Source organism: Vibrio sp. TRT 29B02, assembly GCF_050113655.1.
Taxonomy (GTDB): Bacteria; Pseudomonadota; Gammaproteobacteria; order Enterobacterales; family Vibrionaceae; genus Vibrio.
This window is the reverse complement of sequence record NZ_JBNJOJ010000028.1, coordinates 1-16,108: the sequence shown is the minus strand read 5'-3', so window position 1 is coordinate 16,108 and position 16,108 is coordinate 1. Positions and strand designations below refer to the sequence as shown.

Annotated in this window: 14 protein-coding genes; 12 read left to right on the top strand and 2 right to left on the bottom strand. The window is 42.0% G+C overall.

The annotated features are described in order from the left end of the window. The first annotated feature begins 16 nt into the window (after positions 1-16). The 3 genes from ACQEXT_RS16180 to ACQEXT_RS16170 are packed head-to-tail and all read left to right on the top strand — an operon-like array spanning position 17 to position 4,280. Positions 17-1,507, top strand: coding sequence for an N-6 DNA methylase (locus ACQEXT_RS16180; RefSeq protein ID WP_042770392.1), 1,491 nt, complete (start codon positions 17-19; stop codon positions 1,505-1,507). Further along, positions 1,507-3,282: a restriction endonuclease subunit S gene (locus ACQEXT_RS16175; RefSeq protein WP_042770393.1), complete on the top strand. Its 1,776-nt coding sequence runs from the start codon at positions 1,507-1,509 to the stop codon at positions 3,280-3,282. The genes ACQEXT_RS16180 and ACQEXT_RS16175 overlap by 1 nt, the downstream gene beginning before the upstream one ends. Positions 3,283-3,284: 2 nt before the next feature. Further along, positions 3,285-4,280 (top strand): membrane protein, encoded by a 996-nt coding sequence (locus ACQEXT_RS16170; protein WP_042770394.1) that lies wholly within the window; start codon positions 3,285-3,287, stop codon positions 4,278-4,280. Between the two features lie 898 nt (positions 4,281-5,178). Here the strand turns inward: ACQEXT_RS16170 and ACQEXT_RS16165 are convergent. Further along, complete coding sequence (locus tag ACQEXT_RS16165) at positions 5,179-5,466, bottom strand: hypothetical protein (RefSeq protein ID WP_042770395.1); 288 nt, start codon at positions 5,464-5,466, stop codon at positions 5,179-5,181. A gap of 775 nt (positions 5,467-6,241) precedes the next feature. Between ACQEXT_RS16165 and abiEi the strand changes: the two genes are divergently transcribed. The 7 genes from abiEi (at position 6,242) to ACQEXT_RS16130 (ending at position 12,236) form a co-directional block, all read left to right on the top strand. Continuing rightward, entirely contained in the window at positions 6,242-6,769 is a 528-nt protein-coding gene (gene abiEi, locus ACQEXT_RS16160) for a type IV toxin-antitoxin system AbiEi family antitoxin (RefSeq protein ID WP_258520838.1), read from the top strand. Between the two features lie 151 nt (positions 6,770-6,920). Continuing rightward, positions 6,921-8,099, top strand: coding sequence for a methyltransferase domain-containing protein (locus ACQEXT_RS16155; RefSeq protein WP_042770397.1), 1,179 nt, complete (start codon positions 6,921-6,923; stop codon positions 8,097-8,099). A gap of 10 nt (positions 8,100-8,109) precedes the next feature. Next, positions 8,110-8,652 (top strand): GNAT family N-acetyltransferase, encoded by a 543-nt coding sequence (locus ACQEXT_RS16150; protein ID WP_042770398.1) that lies wholly within the window; start codon positions 8,110-8,112, stop codon positions 8,650-8,652. Between the two features lie 169 nt (positions 8,653-8,821). Beyond that, complete coding sequence (locus tag ACQEXT_RS16145) at positions 8,822-9,271, top strand: GNAT family N-acetyltransferase (protein WP_042770399.1); 450 nt, start codon at positions 8,822-8,824, stop codon at positions 9,269-9,271. Positions 9,272-9,354: 83 nt separating this feature from the next. Further along, on the top strand, positions 9,355-9,534 hold the full coding sequence (locus tag ACQEXT_RS16140) for a hypothetical protein (RefSeq protein ID WP_232105195.1): 180 nt from the start codon (positions 9,355-9,357) through the stop codon (positions 9,532-9,534). A 287-nt stretch (positions 9,535-9,821) separates the two neighbouring features. Beyond that, positions 9,822-10,616 carry a metallophosphoesterase gene (locus ACQEXT_RS16135; protein ID WP_042770400.1) on the top strand — a complete coding sequence of 265 codons (795 nt, stop codon included), beginning with the start codon at positions 9,822-9,824 and terminating at the stop codon, positions 10,614-10,616. A gap of 288 nt (positions 10,617-10,904) precedes the next feature. Continuing rightward, positions 10,905-12,236, top strand: coding sequence for an ATP-binding protein (locus tag ACQEXT_RS16130; RefSeq protein WP_426952947.1), 1,332 nt, complete (start codon positions 10,905-10,907; stop codon positions 12,234-12,236). A gap of 50 nt (positions 12,237-12,286) precedes the next feature. Here ACQEXT_RS16130 and ACQEXT_RS16125 read toward each other — a convergent pair whose 3' ends face one another. After that, complete coding sequence (locus tag ACQEXT_RS16125; protein WP_042770402.1) at positions 12,287-13,654, bottom strand: tyrosine-type recombinase/integrase; 1,368 nt, start codon at positions 13,652-13,654, stop codon at positions 12,287-12,289. A gap of 602 nt (positions 13,655-14,256) precedes the next feature. Between ACQEXT_RS16125 and ACQEXT_RS16120 the strand changes: the two genes are divergently transcribed. Then, the gene (locus ACQEXT_RS16120; protein ID WP_426952946.1) at positions 14,257-14,592 is read left to right on the top strand and encodes a helix-turn-helix domain-containing protein; all 336 of its coding nucleotides are present in this window, start codon (positions 14,257-14,259) and stop codon (positions 14,590-14,592) included. Continuing rightward, positions 14,585-15,991: a HipA domain-containing protein gene (locus tag ACQEXT_RS16115; RefSeq protein WP_426952945.1), complete on the top strand. Its 1,407-nt coding sequence runs from the start codon at positions 14,585-14,587 to the stop codon at positions 15,989-15,991. Before ACQEXT_RS16120 ends, ACQEXT_RS16115 begins: the two co-directional genes overlap by 8 nt. Positions 15,992-16,108: the final 117 nt, after the last annotated feature.

The following is a 16,108-nucleotide window of genomic DNA, read 5'->3' as shown; positions in this document are numbered from 1 at the left end:
TTAGTAGTAGAACTCCATGTCAATCAGTTCAGTTATCAAGTCTATTCAAGACATCATGCGTAAAGATGCGGGTGTTGATGGTGACGCGCAGCGTCTAGGCCAAATGTCGTGGCTTTTATTCCTTAAAGTGTTTGATGCTCAAGAGGAAGAGCTAGAGTTCGAGTTAGATGATTACCGCGAACCCATCCCAGCCAAGTACCTATGGCGCAACTGGGCGGCAGATAACCAAGGCATTACAGGTGATGAGCTGCTGGAGTTCATCAATGATGACCTATTCCCGACGTTAAAAAACCTAACCGCACCGAAAGACACCAACCCACGCGGTTTTGTGGTGAAAGAAGCTTTTAGTGATGCTTTCAACTACATGAAAAATGGCACACTGCTGCGCCAAGTGATTAACAAGCTCAACGAAATCGACTTTACTGACTCTAAAGAACGTCACCTGTTTGGTGATATCTACGAACAAATCCTACGCGACCTACAAAGCGCAGGTAATGCAGGTGAGTTCTATACCCCTCGCGCAGTGACTCGCTTTATCGTCAATCGTCTTGATCCTAAACTGGGTGAGCAGATTATGGATCCCGCCTGCGGCACGGGTGGATTCCTGGCTTGCTCGTTCGATCACGTTAAAGAGAACTACGTGACAAGCGCAGCCGACCACCAAACGCTGCAAAAGCAAATCCATGGTGTAGAGAAGAAACAACTGCCACATTTGCTGTGTATCACCAATATGATGCTCCACGGCATCGAAGTCCCTGTGCAGATCAAGCACGGCAACACGCTTAACAAGCCGCTTTCAAACTGGGACAGCAATATCAATGTGATTGCGACTAACCCACCGTTTGGCGGCACAGAAGAAGACGGGATTGAAAAGAACTTCCCTGCCGAAATGCAAACCCGCGAAACCGCCGATTTGTTCTTACAGCTTATTGTCGAAGTATTGGATAAAGATGGTCGCGCTGGTGTGGTGTTACCTGATGGCACCTTGTTTGGTGAAGGCGTAAAAACCAAAATCAAAAAGATGCTGACGGAAGAGTGTAACCTGCACACGATTGTTCGCTTACCTAATGGCGTGTTCAACCCATACACGGGCATTAAGACCAACATTCTGTTCTTTACCAAAGGCCAGCCGACCAAACAAGTGTGGTTCTATGAGCACCCTTACCCAGAAGGCGTGAAGAACTACAGCAAAACCAAACCGATGAAGTTTGAGGAGTTCCAGCAAGAGATCGATTGGTGGGGTAACGAGGACGATGGATTCGCTAGCCGCATCGAGACCAAGCAAGCTTGGAAAGTGTCGATTGAAGATATTATCGAGCGCAATTTCAACCTTGATATTAAAAACCCGTATCAGGACGAAGTAGTCAGCCATGATCCTGAAGAGTTACTGGCGAGCTATCAGCAACAACAGCAAGAAATTAAGGCACTACGTGACCAACTGAAAGGCATTCTCGGTGATGCGCTTAGCTCTACCATTCAAGGTAAAAAGCAAGGTGGAGAGCAATAATGGCAGTCGAAAACCTAATTACCGAACATATTGATATTTGGACTTCCGCAGTGAAGATCAGATCGACCTCTGGTCGCGGTAGCAGCAAGAAACTAGAGCTTTACGGTGTTAAGAAGCTGCGTGAGCTGATTTTAGAGTTAGCGGTGCGTGGAAAGCTTGTTCCTCAAGATCCTAATGATGAGCCAGCTTCATTGTTGCTTGAGCGTATTGCTGCTGAAAAAGCGCAGTTGGTGAAAGAAAAGAAGATTAAGAAACAAAAAGCTCTTCCTGAAGTTACTGAACAAGAAGCTCCATTTAATGTTCCAAAGGGTTGGGAATGGACGAGGCTAGGCAACTTAAGTAGTGATATTCACTATGGGTATACAGCTTCAGCAAAACCCAATTCGGAAGGAGTCAGACTGCTTAGAATTACTGACATTCAGAATGATAAGGTGAACTGGGGGACAGTCCCAGCTTGTGATATTACTGAAGAAAAAGCTAAATCTTACTTACTTGAAAATGATGATATTTTAATTGCTAGGACAGGTGGGACTATAGGCAAGTCATATCTTGTTGAAAATATCGACTTACAAGCCGTCTTTGCATCATATTTGATACGTGTAAAAAGAGTTCAAGCAGTCTATGCACCGTTTACTAAGGTATTTTTAGGAAGCCAGTTATACTGGAAGCAACTGATTGAAAACTCTGCTGGAACAGGACAACCTAATGTAAACGCGACGGCGTTAAAGCAGTTGTTATTTATCGTACCACCATTCAATCAGCAGAAACGCATCGTCGCCAAAGTCGATGAGCTAATGGCGCTTTGCGACCAGCTTGAGCAGCAAACTGAAGCCAGTATTGAAGCGCATCAAGTGCTGGTAACAACATTGTTGGACACACTCACCAACTCTGCCGATGCTGACGAGTTGATGCAAAACTGGGCGCGAATCAGTGAGCATTTCGATACCTTATTCACTACTGAAGAGAGTATCGACCAGCTTAAGCAAACCATCCTACAGCTTGCCGTGATGGGTAAGCTAGTTCCACAAGATCCAAGCGATGAACCTGCTGCTGAGTTACTGAAAAGAATAGCGGAAGAAAAAGCACAGTTAGTTAAAGAGAAGAAGATCAAGAAGCAAAAAGCGCTGCCACCGATTGCTGAAGATGAAAAGCCGTTTGAACTGCCTAGTGGGTGGGAGTGGTGTCACTTGAACTCATTAATTAGTGAAATGGATGCTGGTTGGAGTCCAGCTTGTCCACCAGAGGCATCTCCAAACCACGAAACTTGGGGTGTACTTAAAACAACTGCCGTTCAGAGTATGGAGTATAGAGAATATGAAAATAAAGTTCTCAGCCCCTCCAAGGAACCTCGACCTCAATATGAGGTAAAGAATGGAGATATTTTGATTACTAGAGCAGGCCCCAAAAACAGAGTAGGAGTATCTTGCTTGGTTCAAACCACAAGGCCTAAGCTTATGATCTCAGATAAAATTATTCGCTTTCACCTAATAGAACTTGGGATGTCTAACAACTTCGTTTCGCTGTGTCTAAACGCGGGGGCTACTTCAGAGTATCTGGAATCAGCTAAATCTGGCATGGCAGAAAGTCAAATGAACATATCTCAAGACAAGTTGAAAATGGCACCAATCCCACTCCCCCCTATTAGAGAACAAACTCTGATTGTGAAGAAAGTAGAGGAGCTAATTGATCTATGCGATAAGCTCAAATTTTCTTTAGAAAAAGGAAAGCATGCACATTTCCAATTTACTGATAGTGTGATTGAACAAGCGGTGTAACTATGAGCCTGTACAATATCTCCAATAAAAACCTCACCGCACTGACACCGACCACTTTTGCAGCCGAAGGGCTGCAAGAACGGCACGATTTACAAGAAGCGCTGAAAAGCTGTATTGATGCCATCGCACCTGATTGTTTGGTGATATCAGAAGAGTTTTCTGACTGGGAAGATAGCCGTCGCCGTATAGACCTGTTAGCCATCGACAAGAATGCCAACTTAGTCGTTATCGAGCTTAAGCGGGATGAAATAGGTGCGCATATGGAGCTGCAAGCGCTACGCTATGCCGCAATGATCTCTACCATGACGTTCGACAAAGCGTGTGACTACTATGCCCAGTACTTGAAGAAAGAAGGTCAAGAGATTGATGCCCGCGAAGCCATTCTGGAGTTTGTCGATCTCGATGAAAACAGCTTGGATGACTTTGGTAACGATGTTCGAATCGTTTTAGCCTCAGCAGACTTCGGTAAAGAACTCACCACTTCTGTCTTATGGCTGCGTGATAAAGGTATCGATATCAGTTGTGTACGCCTCACGCCCTACCGCTACAAAGAAGATGTACTGATCAATGCCGAACAGATCATCCCTGTACCCGAGGTAGAAGAGTACCAAGTGAAGTTCCGCGAGAAGCGTGCCGAGCAGCGCACAAGCGTTCAAAAAGGCGAAAAAGATTACTCGGAGTACCGCTATAGCGGTCATACCTATAAAAAGCGTCACCTCGCGCTAGCGTTAGTCACGGACTGGATCGAGAAGCATCAGCCACAAAGCCTGAATGATGTACTCAACGCATTTAACGAACCAGTAAGACGACGCATTGCCATCCTAGCGGATAATATCCCTCAAGGTAGAATTCGCCGCTTCCACAGCGATGAGGACGCGCTGATTACGCTGCCTAACGACGAGGTGATAGCCATCACCAACCAGTGGAGCCTAAGCAATATCACTCGATTGATTCACTTTGCAGAGCAAAGTGGCATGGTTGTAGAGAAAGCAGACTGATTCAACTACCCAAAGTCGCAAGTAACAAGCTTTGAGTAGAACATCGTTCTCCTCGAAGCATTTTTTATTTATTTAATCAAATACTAAATCTTTAGGTTTTGATGATTTGAGCGAGAACAGTGTTCTCGCAGTATCAATAGCCAGCTCACCAATCCCCTGTTACGCAACTCGTTACTCAGAGAACATTGTTCTCTGTTATGAGAACCAGCTTAACTTTAAGTTGGCGTTGTCACTGACTATTACTCGCTTACATTCATCTACTTTTATTTTGGATACTGTTTGCTCGCTAATTGATACACGACCATAAGCAAATGTCCGTCCCTCACTCCCAACTGACCACACCTTTTGGTGTCACAATTGATATCATTAACCAATTTGGTGTCAGAAAATGGATGTTTTTTGATACTACCAATATGTTTACATCTCGCTAAATTTGACTACTTAAGTCAAGAATTTAGGCAAACCACCTTTGCCTAAAGAAAATCTAGAAAATAAACTTAACCCCATAGATAATAACCATGACTCTAAAGTTATTTCCATATAACTAAAAACAAATTAATTATAAAAACACTTTGACATTAAAATCCAACATGAAAAACTAAACTTTATTTATTTAATTTTTCATGTTATAACTATTATAACCGTTATAACTATTATAAAGTTATAATTCTAATATAAGGTTAGCTTTTACAAAAATGAAGGTTAAACTCAAATAAGTCTAAATTATTGCAAAAATTCTTCTGCCACTACTGGCACTTTCAACGCCAGTAGTGGCACATTGATTGCCAGTCTTGGCAAATTCTCTTGCCACGAGCTTTGATGACGGAATTTCTAAGGCTTTCATCATTTGTCTGATAAAAGTCCACTGGCTTTAGAGTTGTGCAAAAAAAGAACAGCATTAGAATACGTTGAATGTCTCATTTTTTCTTGACTTATAGCGGTTGCAGCCATATAAGCCTGGCACTCGGCATTCTTTCTTTTCTTTAATATCTTTTCTTTTCAAACGAACTTTTGGAACATTGTTCTTTTCATCTAAATTAATAGAATTTGCTCTGCGTAATGCTTCTTCATCTGAAATTTCATTGTAGAACACTTTAAAATCATTGACCTTAGTTTCACGTTCTTCTCTTACGGATAGATAACTCATCTCACGATTACGTTTAGAATAAACTAGAACTTTAGACATATCGACAACCCTCTTGATATATATGGATAAATTCAATGACCATTATATTTATCAAGTAATATTCTCTTTGTAAAGGACCTTTTGATACTATTTAAAAATCACTTTAACATTTAATTATTAAATAAAAACCGTTTGATTTTTTAATTATTAAATTAGAGAAACAATAATTAGTTTAACTCCTACCAAAAATGAAAATGATCGGACTCTAGGCTATTAGTGTTGCGATTCTCCTCCTCAAAGAATCATATTTATCATCATAGATTCCGAGTTAGGATCCTAACCGAGAATAAAGAACAGTTTCTGACTATTGGTGACGCTATTCCCCCTCCTCAAAGAACCATATTCATCCCCATAAGTTCCGAGTTAGGTTCCTAACCGAGAATAGAGAACAGATTCTGACTATTGGTGACGCTATCCCCCCTTAACGCAACCATATTCATATCCATAAATTCCGAGTTAGGATCCTAACCGAGAATGAACATCGCATCTGACGATTAGTGCTGCCATTTCCTCACCTCAAAGCAACCAAAATCATCCCCATAAGTTCCGAGTTAGGATCCTAACCGAGAATAGAGAACAGATTCTGACTATTGGTGACGCTATTCCCCCTCCTCAAAGAACCATATTCATCATAGATTCAGAGTTAAGATCCTAACTCTGACAAATAAGTCAGGAATCACTAGGGTATCAGCGACTACCGATGCTTTAACTTCAATCACAAGTGGACAAAAATATATGTCATACTTACTTTTTGTGACTACTTATGAGCATTGACGTGAAGATTGAGACTGCATTAGAACGACTGCATAAGTTTGATAGAAAAGGCATACATGTTTATCGAAAGAGTGATCTCAGGAGATTATTTTTTGATGATTCACTTACAGCATTCCAGCAAAGCTTGCTGCGTTTAGTAAAAGCAGGAGTACTAGAGAGGGTGTGCAATGGTGTTTATGTATTCTCATACAGCCGTCATAGAGGTGGTTATACTATTGAATATATTGCTAAATGCTTGCGACGGGGAGAGTATAATTACATCTCTCTAGAATCGGCACTCTCAGAATACAGTGTCATTTCTCAAGTAATGACCGACAGAATTACTATCATGACAACGGGGCGTAAAGGGGAGTTTAGAACCTCCTACGGCGTTATCGAGTTCACACATACGAAACGTGATGATATTGACATTATCAGCAATACCATATCTTCAGATCGGCCTCTTCGGATTGCGAAGAAAGAAACAGCACTTCGTGATCTAAAAAGAGTTGGAAGAAACACACACTTAATTGTGACGGATCACGATTAGGCAGTTTGCATTAGATAATAGACATTGACTTACACTCGCACAGCTCACTTCCACCACTGTTGGCGAAAAATTCGAACAAGTCTACTTGACCTGTCTACTACTCTACAGTTCATACTATCCCAATACTAAGAACACTTGGGTCAAATCGCACATGTATTTGATTTCTGAACTGGCGGCGAAGGCGGGTATCTCTCGCACCACCTTACTCTATTACGAGAAGTTAGGGCTGATTAACGGTCAGCGTCTTGACAATGGATATCGCTATTACAGCGAAAACGATTTGCAGCGACTGTTATTGATTCAGCAACTTCAAAGCGCAGGACTCTCATTGAAAGAGTGCGAACAATGCTTGGACGCGAAGCTAAGTAGAAGCTTATTGGAAAATCGGCTGACGCAACTCAACCATGAAATTGATAAAAAAATCCACGCTCGTGAGTTGCTACTGGCGTTACTTGGGGAACGTCCACAAAGAGAGTTACACCATTCCCTGAGTCAAAGTGCGCCTAGCGCTTACTTAAACTGGTTAAGTACGCAGGGTTACAGTGAAAAAGAAGCGCTCCGATTAAAGTGGCTATCAAAAGATATGAACGAACACGAGAGTTACATGAAAGACTTTATGACGGTCTTTGCAACATTAGAAAGATGGGGGCCAGGGAGTCACAAGGACTCTTTAAAAGCGATTTCATTAATGTCTCCTCAGACAATGACCGATATTTTAGACATTGGTTGCGGCACTGGCACCTCAACATTACTGCTAGCCGATAACAGTACCGCGCACATTACCGCCGTGGATAATGAGCCTATTGCCATCGAACAGCTCAATAAAAAAATCCAAAATGCACAGTTACATGAGCGGATTTCTCCTGTTTGTGCCTCCATGACGGAACTGCCATTTCAGGCAAAGAGTTTTGATGCCATTTGGGCGGAAGGCTGCGTCTACATTATGGGAATGGAGAACGCACTAAAACAATGGAAGCCTCTGTTGAAAGACAATGGCTTCTTGATGGTGAGTGATTTGGTTTGGCTCACTGACTCTCCCGACGAAGAGACAAAACAGTTTTGGCTGGCAGACTACCCAGATATTCAATCGATACCTAAACGGCTCGCACTGCTCAAAAAGCATGGCTACGAAATGATCGAACACTTCTCATTAGGCGTCGATGCATGGCAAAACTACTGGCAACCTCTGCAAGACCGAGTTGAGGAATTACAAGCTGCTATGCCTGCGTCCCAAGTGTTATTAGACATTAACAAAGAGATTTCGATTTACGAGCGCAGTGCTGCAAAAGATTTTACCTATCAGTACTTTATTTTAAAAATTGCAAACTAGAGATAGATATATGAAATACGCTTTGTACAAACAAGAACAATCTCAAGAAATCATTACACTGTTCAATAACACATTTTCGGATTCAGAGGGTAAAGAAGAAGGTGCATTAATTGCGAAACTCGTGGAAGACTTTCTCACTTTACCAACCAAAGATGAGGATCTTTATGTGTTTATTGCTCAAGATGAAAGTGAACGCATTGTCGGTAGCATCATTTTCTCTCGCCTATCGTTTCCAAATGGTGAAAACATATTCCTTTTAGCCCCCGTGGCCGTTGCAACAGAGTGTCATGGGCAAGGTGTAGGTCAAGGATTGATCAAATTTGGGTTAGCGACACTGAAAGAAAAAGGCGTCACCGTTGCCATTACTTACGGGGATATCCACTTTTACTCAAAAACAGGATTCGCTCCAATCAGTCAGGACGTAATTCAAGCTCCGCTAGACTTGTCCTACCCTGAAGGTTGGATTGCACAATCTTTAGTCGGTGAAGTAATCCCAAACGTTGTGGGCAAACCAACATGCTTACCCGCTATCGACAATCCATATTATTGGTAGTTAATTGGCGTGAAAATTCCTTCGTTTCTGAATTTAGATGGCTATGCTTAAACGCTATTTTCTAAGCGGCGCTCTTACCATGCTCACCTAGTCACAACGGACATACCGTGTATGTTCTAAGCAATTATTCTTTGATAACCTTTAGAAACCACTGACAAATTTGAGGGCTATGATGAAAGTAAGAAAAGCCGTTTTAGATGACTTACCCTACCTTGTTAACTTCACTGCTGAAGAAGCAAGAGAGGCTGAGGGGAGTATTAAGATCCCAGAAACACTTGAAAAGGGCATTCTGGTCGCGCTTCGTGAGCCTTCAATTGCTACCTATTGGGTTTTAGTTGATGAGAACAACACTCCCGTAGGGAGTGTCTCTGCGGTTCGCGAGTGGAGCGACTGGAACGCTGGTTATTACTGGTGGATTCAAAGCATGTTCTTATCAAAATCCCAGCGAGGCAAGGGTCGTATGTCATTGCTTTTGGATGCGGTAAAAAATGAAATGAAAGAACAAAAAGGCTTAGAGCTACGCCTATATGTTCACAAAGACAACCGCACGGCTATTAAAGCTTATCAAAATGCTCATTTTTCAAAGTCCGATTATGAAATCATGACGTCAAGCAATTAAGTGAATATAACATATCCACTTTTTCTTTCAGAACAGCGTTGTATACACTAGGGTTTTACTATTTCGTTCTGAGAGGGAGACTAATGAAAGCTCGCATTGGGGTTGCAGAACTGTCACGAAAAATCGACGCCTTATCATCAAAAGGATTTATCCAGTTCGGGGAAAAAGGCAGTACTTGCTGTCCTATTGCTGTATTTACTGACTTTGAGATTATTCTCGGCAAAGAATTAGAGAATACACTGCAAGAAGGCTATCTTGCATGATACCCACCACTCGTTGCTGCGGCGCATGCCGCTTACATAACACATCTTAACTTTTAACAATAAAAATAAATAATTTCAAATGGTTAATAGCAACTAAGATTTAGACACTAAAAGTTAGTGTCTAAATCTTAGTGCCGAAAAATCAAACAAAGCGGCCAATCATTGTCCTCCATAGAAGTTTCACTTTAAGCTACTGATGTTAAAGCGCTTAGCGTATGTGCTCACTTCTCTAATCTAAAAAATCCCTGTACCATGGGGCAGTCAATCAACTTTAAGGCCATGATAGTTTGAAGTTTTACGTTGTTTCCGATCTGCATCTCGACATTCACGGAATACGCCGTGATTTCTGGTATAGCTTCGATAACGAAGCCACTTTAGTCGTTGCAGGTGACACAGCGAACGGCCTCTCATGCATGGCGTATGTAACAAATGTACTTTGTCGCCACTTTAAGACTGTGATAATGATTGCAGGAAACCATGAATGGTATAGCAATAAGAGTAAATCCTACCGCCATAGAAGTACGCCCGTTGGGTGCAAATCTAGTGCAAACTCTGACGTTCTCAAAGATTCTAGGAGTTCCGTACTATCCAAGCTTAAGGCTCATAGTGATACAACTGAAAACCTGTTCTTTTTGAATAATGAGTCAATAAATTTAGATGGATGTAGTATTTATGGAGGAACTCTTTGGTTTCCTATCCACACATACTCGTCTGCGCTGATTGATGTGTACTCAGAACTGATGAATGATACAAAGTACATCAGCCATCAAATGATTGAAGAGCAGCACAAAGCATTCATTAACAACTTTCCAGAGAAAGTTGATATAGCAATATCTCACCACCTTCCATCTAAAGAAGCTTTTGCTTTCGAGCAAAATGCCAGCAGCGATTATGCTCCGTATTATCATGCAGGGTTGAGTAATGAGTTGATCTCAAGAGCTAGGTATTGGGTGGCAGGGCATCAACATGATGCTGTAGAGAAAGTGATCGCTGACGGTAGTACCACATTCATTTCTAACCCCAAGGGTTCTGTCAGCTTATTAACTAGTGGATTACTTACTAATAAAGCTTATTACCTATAAGAGCTAGACAGCAAGAAACTTCGGCATCTGAAAGTCCGTTAGGGCTTTCTCGCTGCGATAATTGATCACCTTGCCAAGCAACCAATCAGAAATGATGCATAGATTCATCACCTCCCTTCACAATCCCAACACTATCATTCGCACAAATACACACACAACACTTTTACACGCATAAAAGTGTTATTTAATACATTTTTATGCGCATTTAAATGTTAATGCTTGCATTTTATTGCGCATTTTTATGTAATAAACAATCGACCAGATAAGCACTTTAACTGAGGTGGCTAGATGAAACGAACACTACTTGAAAACCTACTCACCTGGAAAGACAAGCCGACAAGGAAGCCTTTGCTGATTGACGGTGCTAGACAAACTGGTAAAACATTCCTATTGCAGGAACTATTAGGAAGTACATTCGAAAATGTCCTAAGAATCGATTTTCTAGAAAGCCCTGAGTTAATGGAAGCCTTTTCAGGCTCTCTAAACCCTGATGACATCATCACCAACATTGAACTCTTAACAGGAGAAATCTTCGAACCATCGACAGATCTCCTTATTTTAGATGAAATTGGTGAATGTCCAAGAGCGGTCACCTCTCTTAAGTACTTTGCAGAAAAGGCTCCCAAAGCTTATGTTGCGGCCAGTGGTTCAAATATCGGATTGCTCACGTCCTTTCCCGTTGGAAAAGTTGAGCAGCACAACTTAAGGCCACTGACTTTCAGGGAATTCTTGTGGGCATCTGAAGAAAAAGCACTGCAAAAAGCGTTTGACCAAAAGCTGAACTCTTCAGCGGCTCATACAAAATTAATCGAACTACTGACCGATTATTATTTTGTTGGCGGCATGCCTGAAGCCGTAAACTCATGGTTCGAAAACTCAGGACTCAGTATTATTGAACGCATTGAAGCCGTATCTGAAGTCCATAGGAACTTAATTGAGGGCTACATGCGTGATTTCGGAAAGTACTCTGGAAAAGTGGACGCACAGCTAATCGAATCTGTATTTCGAAGCATTCCCGCTCAACTATCTTCGGTATTCGACGACTCCGTTAAACGGTTTAAATTCAAGGGAGTTCACGAGCGCAAGTCTCGCTATACTGAATATGAAAGTGCAATCACATGGCTTCACAAGTGTCGGCTTGCTTTAAAAAATCATCCTATTGAAGGGCAGCCTCGTTCTCCTTTAGCTGCTTATCAAAAGGAAAATACGGTTAAACTATTTCTCTTTGATGTCGGGCTATTGAACCATATGCTCGGCACTGGTTACCGTGAAATCAAACAGCAAGGCTATGAATACAAGGGATATGTCGCCGAAAACTATGTTCAACAGGAAATCGCTGCGCTAGGTATTGAACCAAGCTTCTCTTGGGGAGACGCAAGAGCAGAGATAGAGTTCATTATCGCTGATGACCTAGGTCGAATCGTACCTATAGAAGTAAAAAGCGGTAAGCGAACCCGTGCGAAATCATTGCAATCCTACATCGAGAAATGCAAGCCCCACAAGACAATCAAACTTACAGGTACTCAAGGCTCTCCAGCAACAGAGAAAGAGCACATCGTGATGCCGCTTTACTACACCGAATACTTACTTGATCACCTGAATGATCTAGACAAGAACTAGGTAGTAACAAAATTAACAGAAAGCCCCAATGGGGCTTTCAAAAACAATCTTTATTTAAGATTAGCTCTTAGCGACTGAGTACTTTTAATGTCTGGGAAAGGTAACGTTTCAGCGGAAGGTACAACTGACAACGCTGGTGGAACATATCCAATCAACTCTTTCAATTTACTGCTCCAGGTTTCAAGCCCACCTAACTTATCGTCAAAATAGTCATAGCGATCATAGTGACGTGTACTTACATCTTGTAAGGCGTGATTTTGAATACGATCCCTGACTTCTTTGCTGATTCGGCATGCCCCCATCAAAGTTTTACACGTTCGACGCAAATCCTTAGGCACAAACTTATCGAACCCCACGGCATCGCGATAACGAGTCACTGCACGACAAATTGAGCTAGTCCTCATGGGTTCTTCTGCATCTTTAGGATTTGGAAAAACATATCGTCCACCACCAGAAAGCTCATATTGTTTCTGAAGTATTTCAAAAGCCAATCCGTTCAACGGTACGATATGATCTTTTTTGTTCTTGGAACGTTCTTTGGTAATGCAGACAAATCTTTCTTCCCAATCAACATTCCACCATTCAAGTGTAATCACCTCATACGGTCGTTGCCCCCCTAGATAGATGCACAGTTGAAGTAAGTGCCTCAAATCTTGTCCGATGGGTACAAGATCATAGTTTTCACGAAGATCTTTTAGCAGACGCCGTAACTCTCGCCATTCTAAGAACCTTTCACCAATGCGCTCTCCGTCTTTTTGCTTAGGAATTGGTGCTACTGGATTGTATTTTATGCCAAATTTCGACTCTAAAGAGAAATAGCGAGGATCGTTATCAAAGCGCATCCCATGGTTAAACGCCGCCATCACATAGCTACGTACTCGGTTACTTTGGGTGATAGCTCCGCGCTGGATCATCTTACTAATAACGTATTTAATATCATCAGTCGTTACATCACACGCTTTGGTGTTTCTGTCTATATATGGATAGAATTCTCGTACCAGCGCATTTCGCACGTCTTCATACGTTCTCTTTCCATCTATTTTCATGCGCTCCGTATAGCTATGAAATAGCTCATCAATGGTTCCTAAGCTTTTACTCTCTGCATCAATTTTTTTCTGCTCGCTCTCTTGTTGTTCAAGATGCAATTTAGGATCTTTTCCGCCGAGCAACAGTTGTGAGAAGACCTGGGCTTTCTCGCGAGCTTCTGTAAGAGTCATACTGCCAGCACGTGTACTGAATAAACCGATTGAGATAAATTTTTCTTTCTGTTGCTGGTAGTAGCGAAACACGAACTGCTTTTTCCCACTAGTGAAAATTTTAACTCCCAAACGCCCTGTACCTCGTTGACCTGATTGATCCCAGAGATAATAGGAATTTTTACTACTGGTCGCGGATTGAATTTTAGTAACAGTTAACATTCTGATTTTCTCTTGTCTTTTTTGGCGAAGTTAACTTTCTAGGCCAATAGACATAACCTAAAAGCAGCCAAAAATGATATTGACAGATTTCCTGCCTAAGCAAAGCTAGGTCAGGTAATGGGTCAGACAAGAGAAAAGTGACATGAAAATCAATGCAAACTAACGCAACAAAGACAAACAGATAAACATTTGAATTTAATAGAAATTACCAAGCATTGCATACTCGTAAAAATGAACTTGGTAGGACTCATAATCGATTGGTCCCCAGTTCAAGTCTGGGAGGGGCCACCAAATTCTAGAAGGTTAGTAAGCCTAGTGTTTACTAACCTTTTTTTGTACCTGACGATTTTGGGTCAGGTAAGCCCCGATCACGCACTCTTCTCTGTTTTCTCCGAATACTACGCTGTTGCCAAATGTGTCCTTCTGGCTGATAAAACTCTCTCATAGAGAACAAAGAGAGGTATAAAACTCGCAAACCAACCATAAGTAACTTAAATTGCACTTATAGATAATTTCTTATACAGCCAATACAAAAGTGAGTTATAGTGAACTTATATATTAAGACGAACCCAATAGTGACAAAAGTACATTAAAAGGCACTTATGAAAAAAGGTAAGATGGTAAAGGCACAACCTATGCCTGATTTGAATACCGAGTTCAGTATGGAAACGCTGGGGAGCGCCATTCGCTCAAAGCGTACCGATAGAGGCTGGCGTATTGATGATCTCGCTTCAAAAGCCAACTTATCTCGTAGAACCGTCATGAAGGTAGAAAAAGGCGATACCAGTGTCACCTTTGCCAATGTACTCGTCCTCATGGACATCTTAGAGCTATCGCTACGCCTTATCGATTTAAACCTATTTGTTCGTCCACATAGCCAAATAACCTCCCAAGCTGAAAACTGCGTGAGAAGCAGTGAGGACGGTTGGTATGAGTAAGTTACAACAGTTAGACGTGTTTATCGGTACGAATACCAAAATTGGTCGTTTGATTCTTCCTGTCGGAACAGAGACAGAATTCTCATTCATCTATGAAGATGAATGGAAACACACTGGTTTCCCGATTTCGCCACACATCCCTTTCGATGTTCAGGCTTCGCCACGTAGTATCGAGAACTACCTCAGAAATCTCCTTCCTGAAGGAGAAGCCTTTGAGGAGATGATACAAAACACCACTATCTCCAAAAACAACACGTTCGGGCTGATTCGTAAGCTTGGTGCGGAAACATCTGGCGCACTATCTTTTCGAGTTCCAAGCTCGGAACTTGGGGGAACCAGTTTTAGATCTGTTCCTGATGATGAACTAATAGAACGACTAGAGCGAAATCTAGCGCCATTAGTGTATTGGGACGGTAAGGTTCGCCTTTCGGTTGCTGGTGTTCAAAACAAGTTAAACTTACTTAAGCGCGGTGATGAATGGGGGTTTGGTGAAGGCAAATTAAGTTCGAACTACATTCTGAAGTTTGAAAGCGGTAGAGCACCGTGTATTGCTGTTAATGAGTTCTTTTGCATGACATTAGCCAAGCTAGCAGGTTTGGACGTCGCTAATGTTGAGTTAACTCGCATTGGGAAGACTAGGACACTGATCATAGAGCGGTTCGATCGTGCCTATATCGAGGCTCGTGATGTCGTTCAACGAAGACATGTGATTGATGGCTGTCAGGCAACTGACTTACCTCCAGGTTACAAATACGAGCGTCAGAATGGGGATGAAGGCGATGGCGTATATATGCGTGATGGCGTTTCTTTCCCACGCCTACTGAGCGTCAAAACCATAGACACGGTCATCACTAACCTAAAGCTCACTCAATGGATGTTCTTTAATCTAGCAACGCTAAACTACGATGCTCATGGTAAAAATATTAGCTTCTTCGTCACCCCTAAAGGCCTTGAACTGACCCCTTTTTATGATTTAGTCAACATAGAAGCTATCGCTCAAGAGGGAGCAAAACGCAACTCACAAAGCGGTAAATTGTCTGCTGATGAGGGGCGTGCCGCCAGTATCCCTCAATATTTTGCAATGTCGATTGGGGATTGGGAAAGCGAAGACTTTCAAAATCCGCCGAAAGGTAACTTCAAACGTCCTATCACCAGCTATGATCTAGCTGAATTCGGCGCTCTGCTGGGTTATTCAGGCCCCAAAATGGCTTCCATAATGGTAGAAACCGTTAGTGTTATAAAAAATGCCCTGAAGAAAGCGATTGATCTTACCGAAGCTCAAGGAATCGATGACGGAGAGCGTGAACACATAGAACTATGTGTCTCACTAATCCAAACAGAGTGTGAATACTTGCTAGCGCAAGCCGACAGCGTGCCAGAAATGAGTGAGCTTCTTTAATGGATAATACAGGGGCTTTTGAATACTAAAAGGACAGGCACTGAGGGATCCCCACAAAATCATATAGTCGCCTCTTGAGCTTTAGCGAGTTTTATAAGGAAGCTTTCTATACCTTTC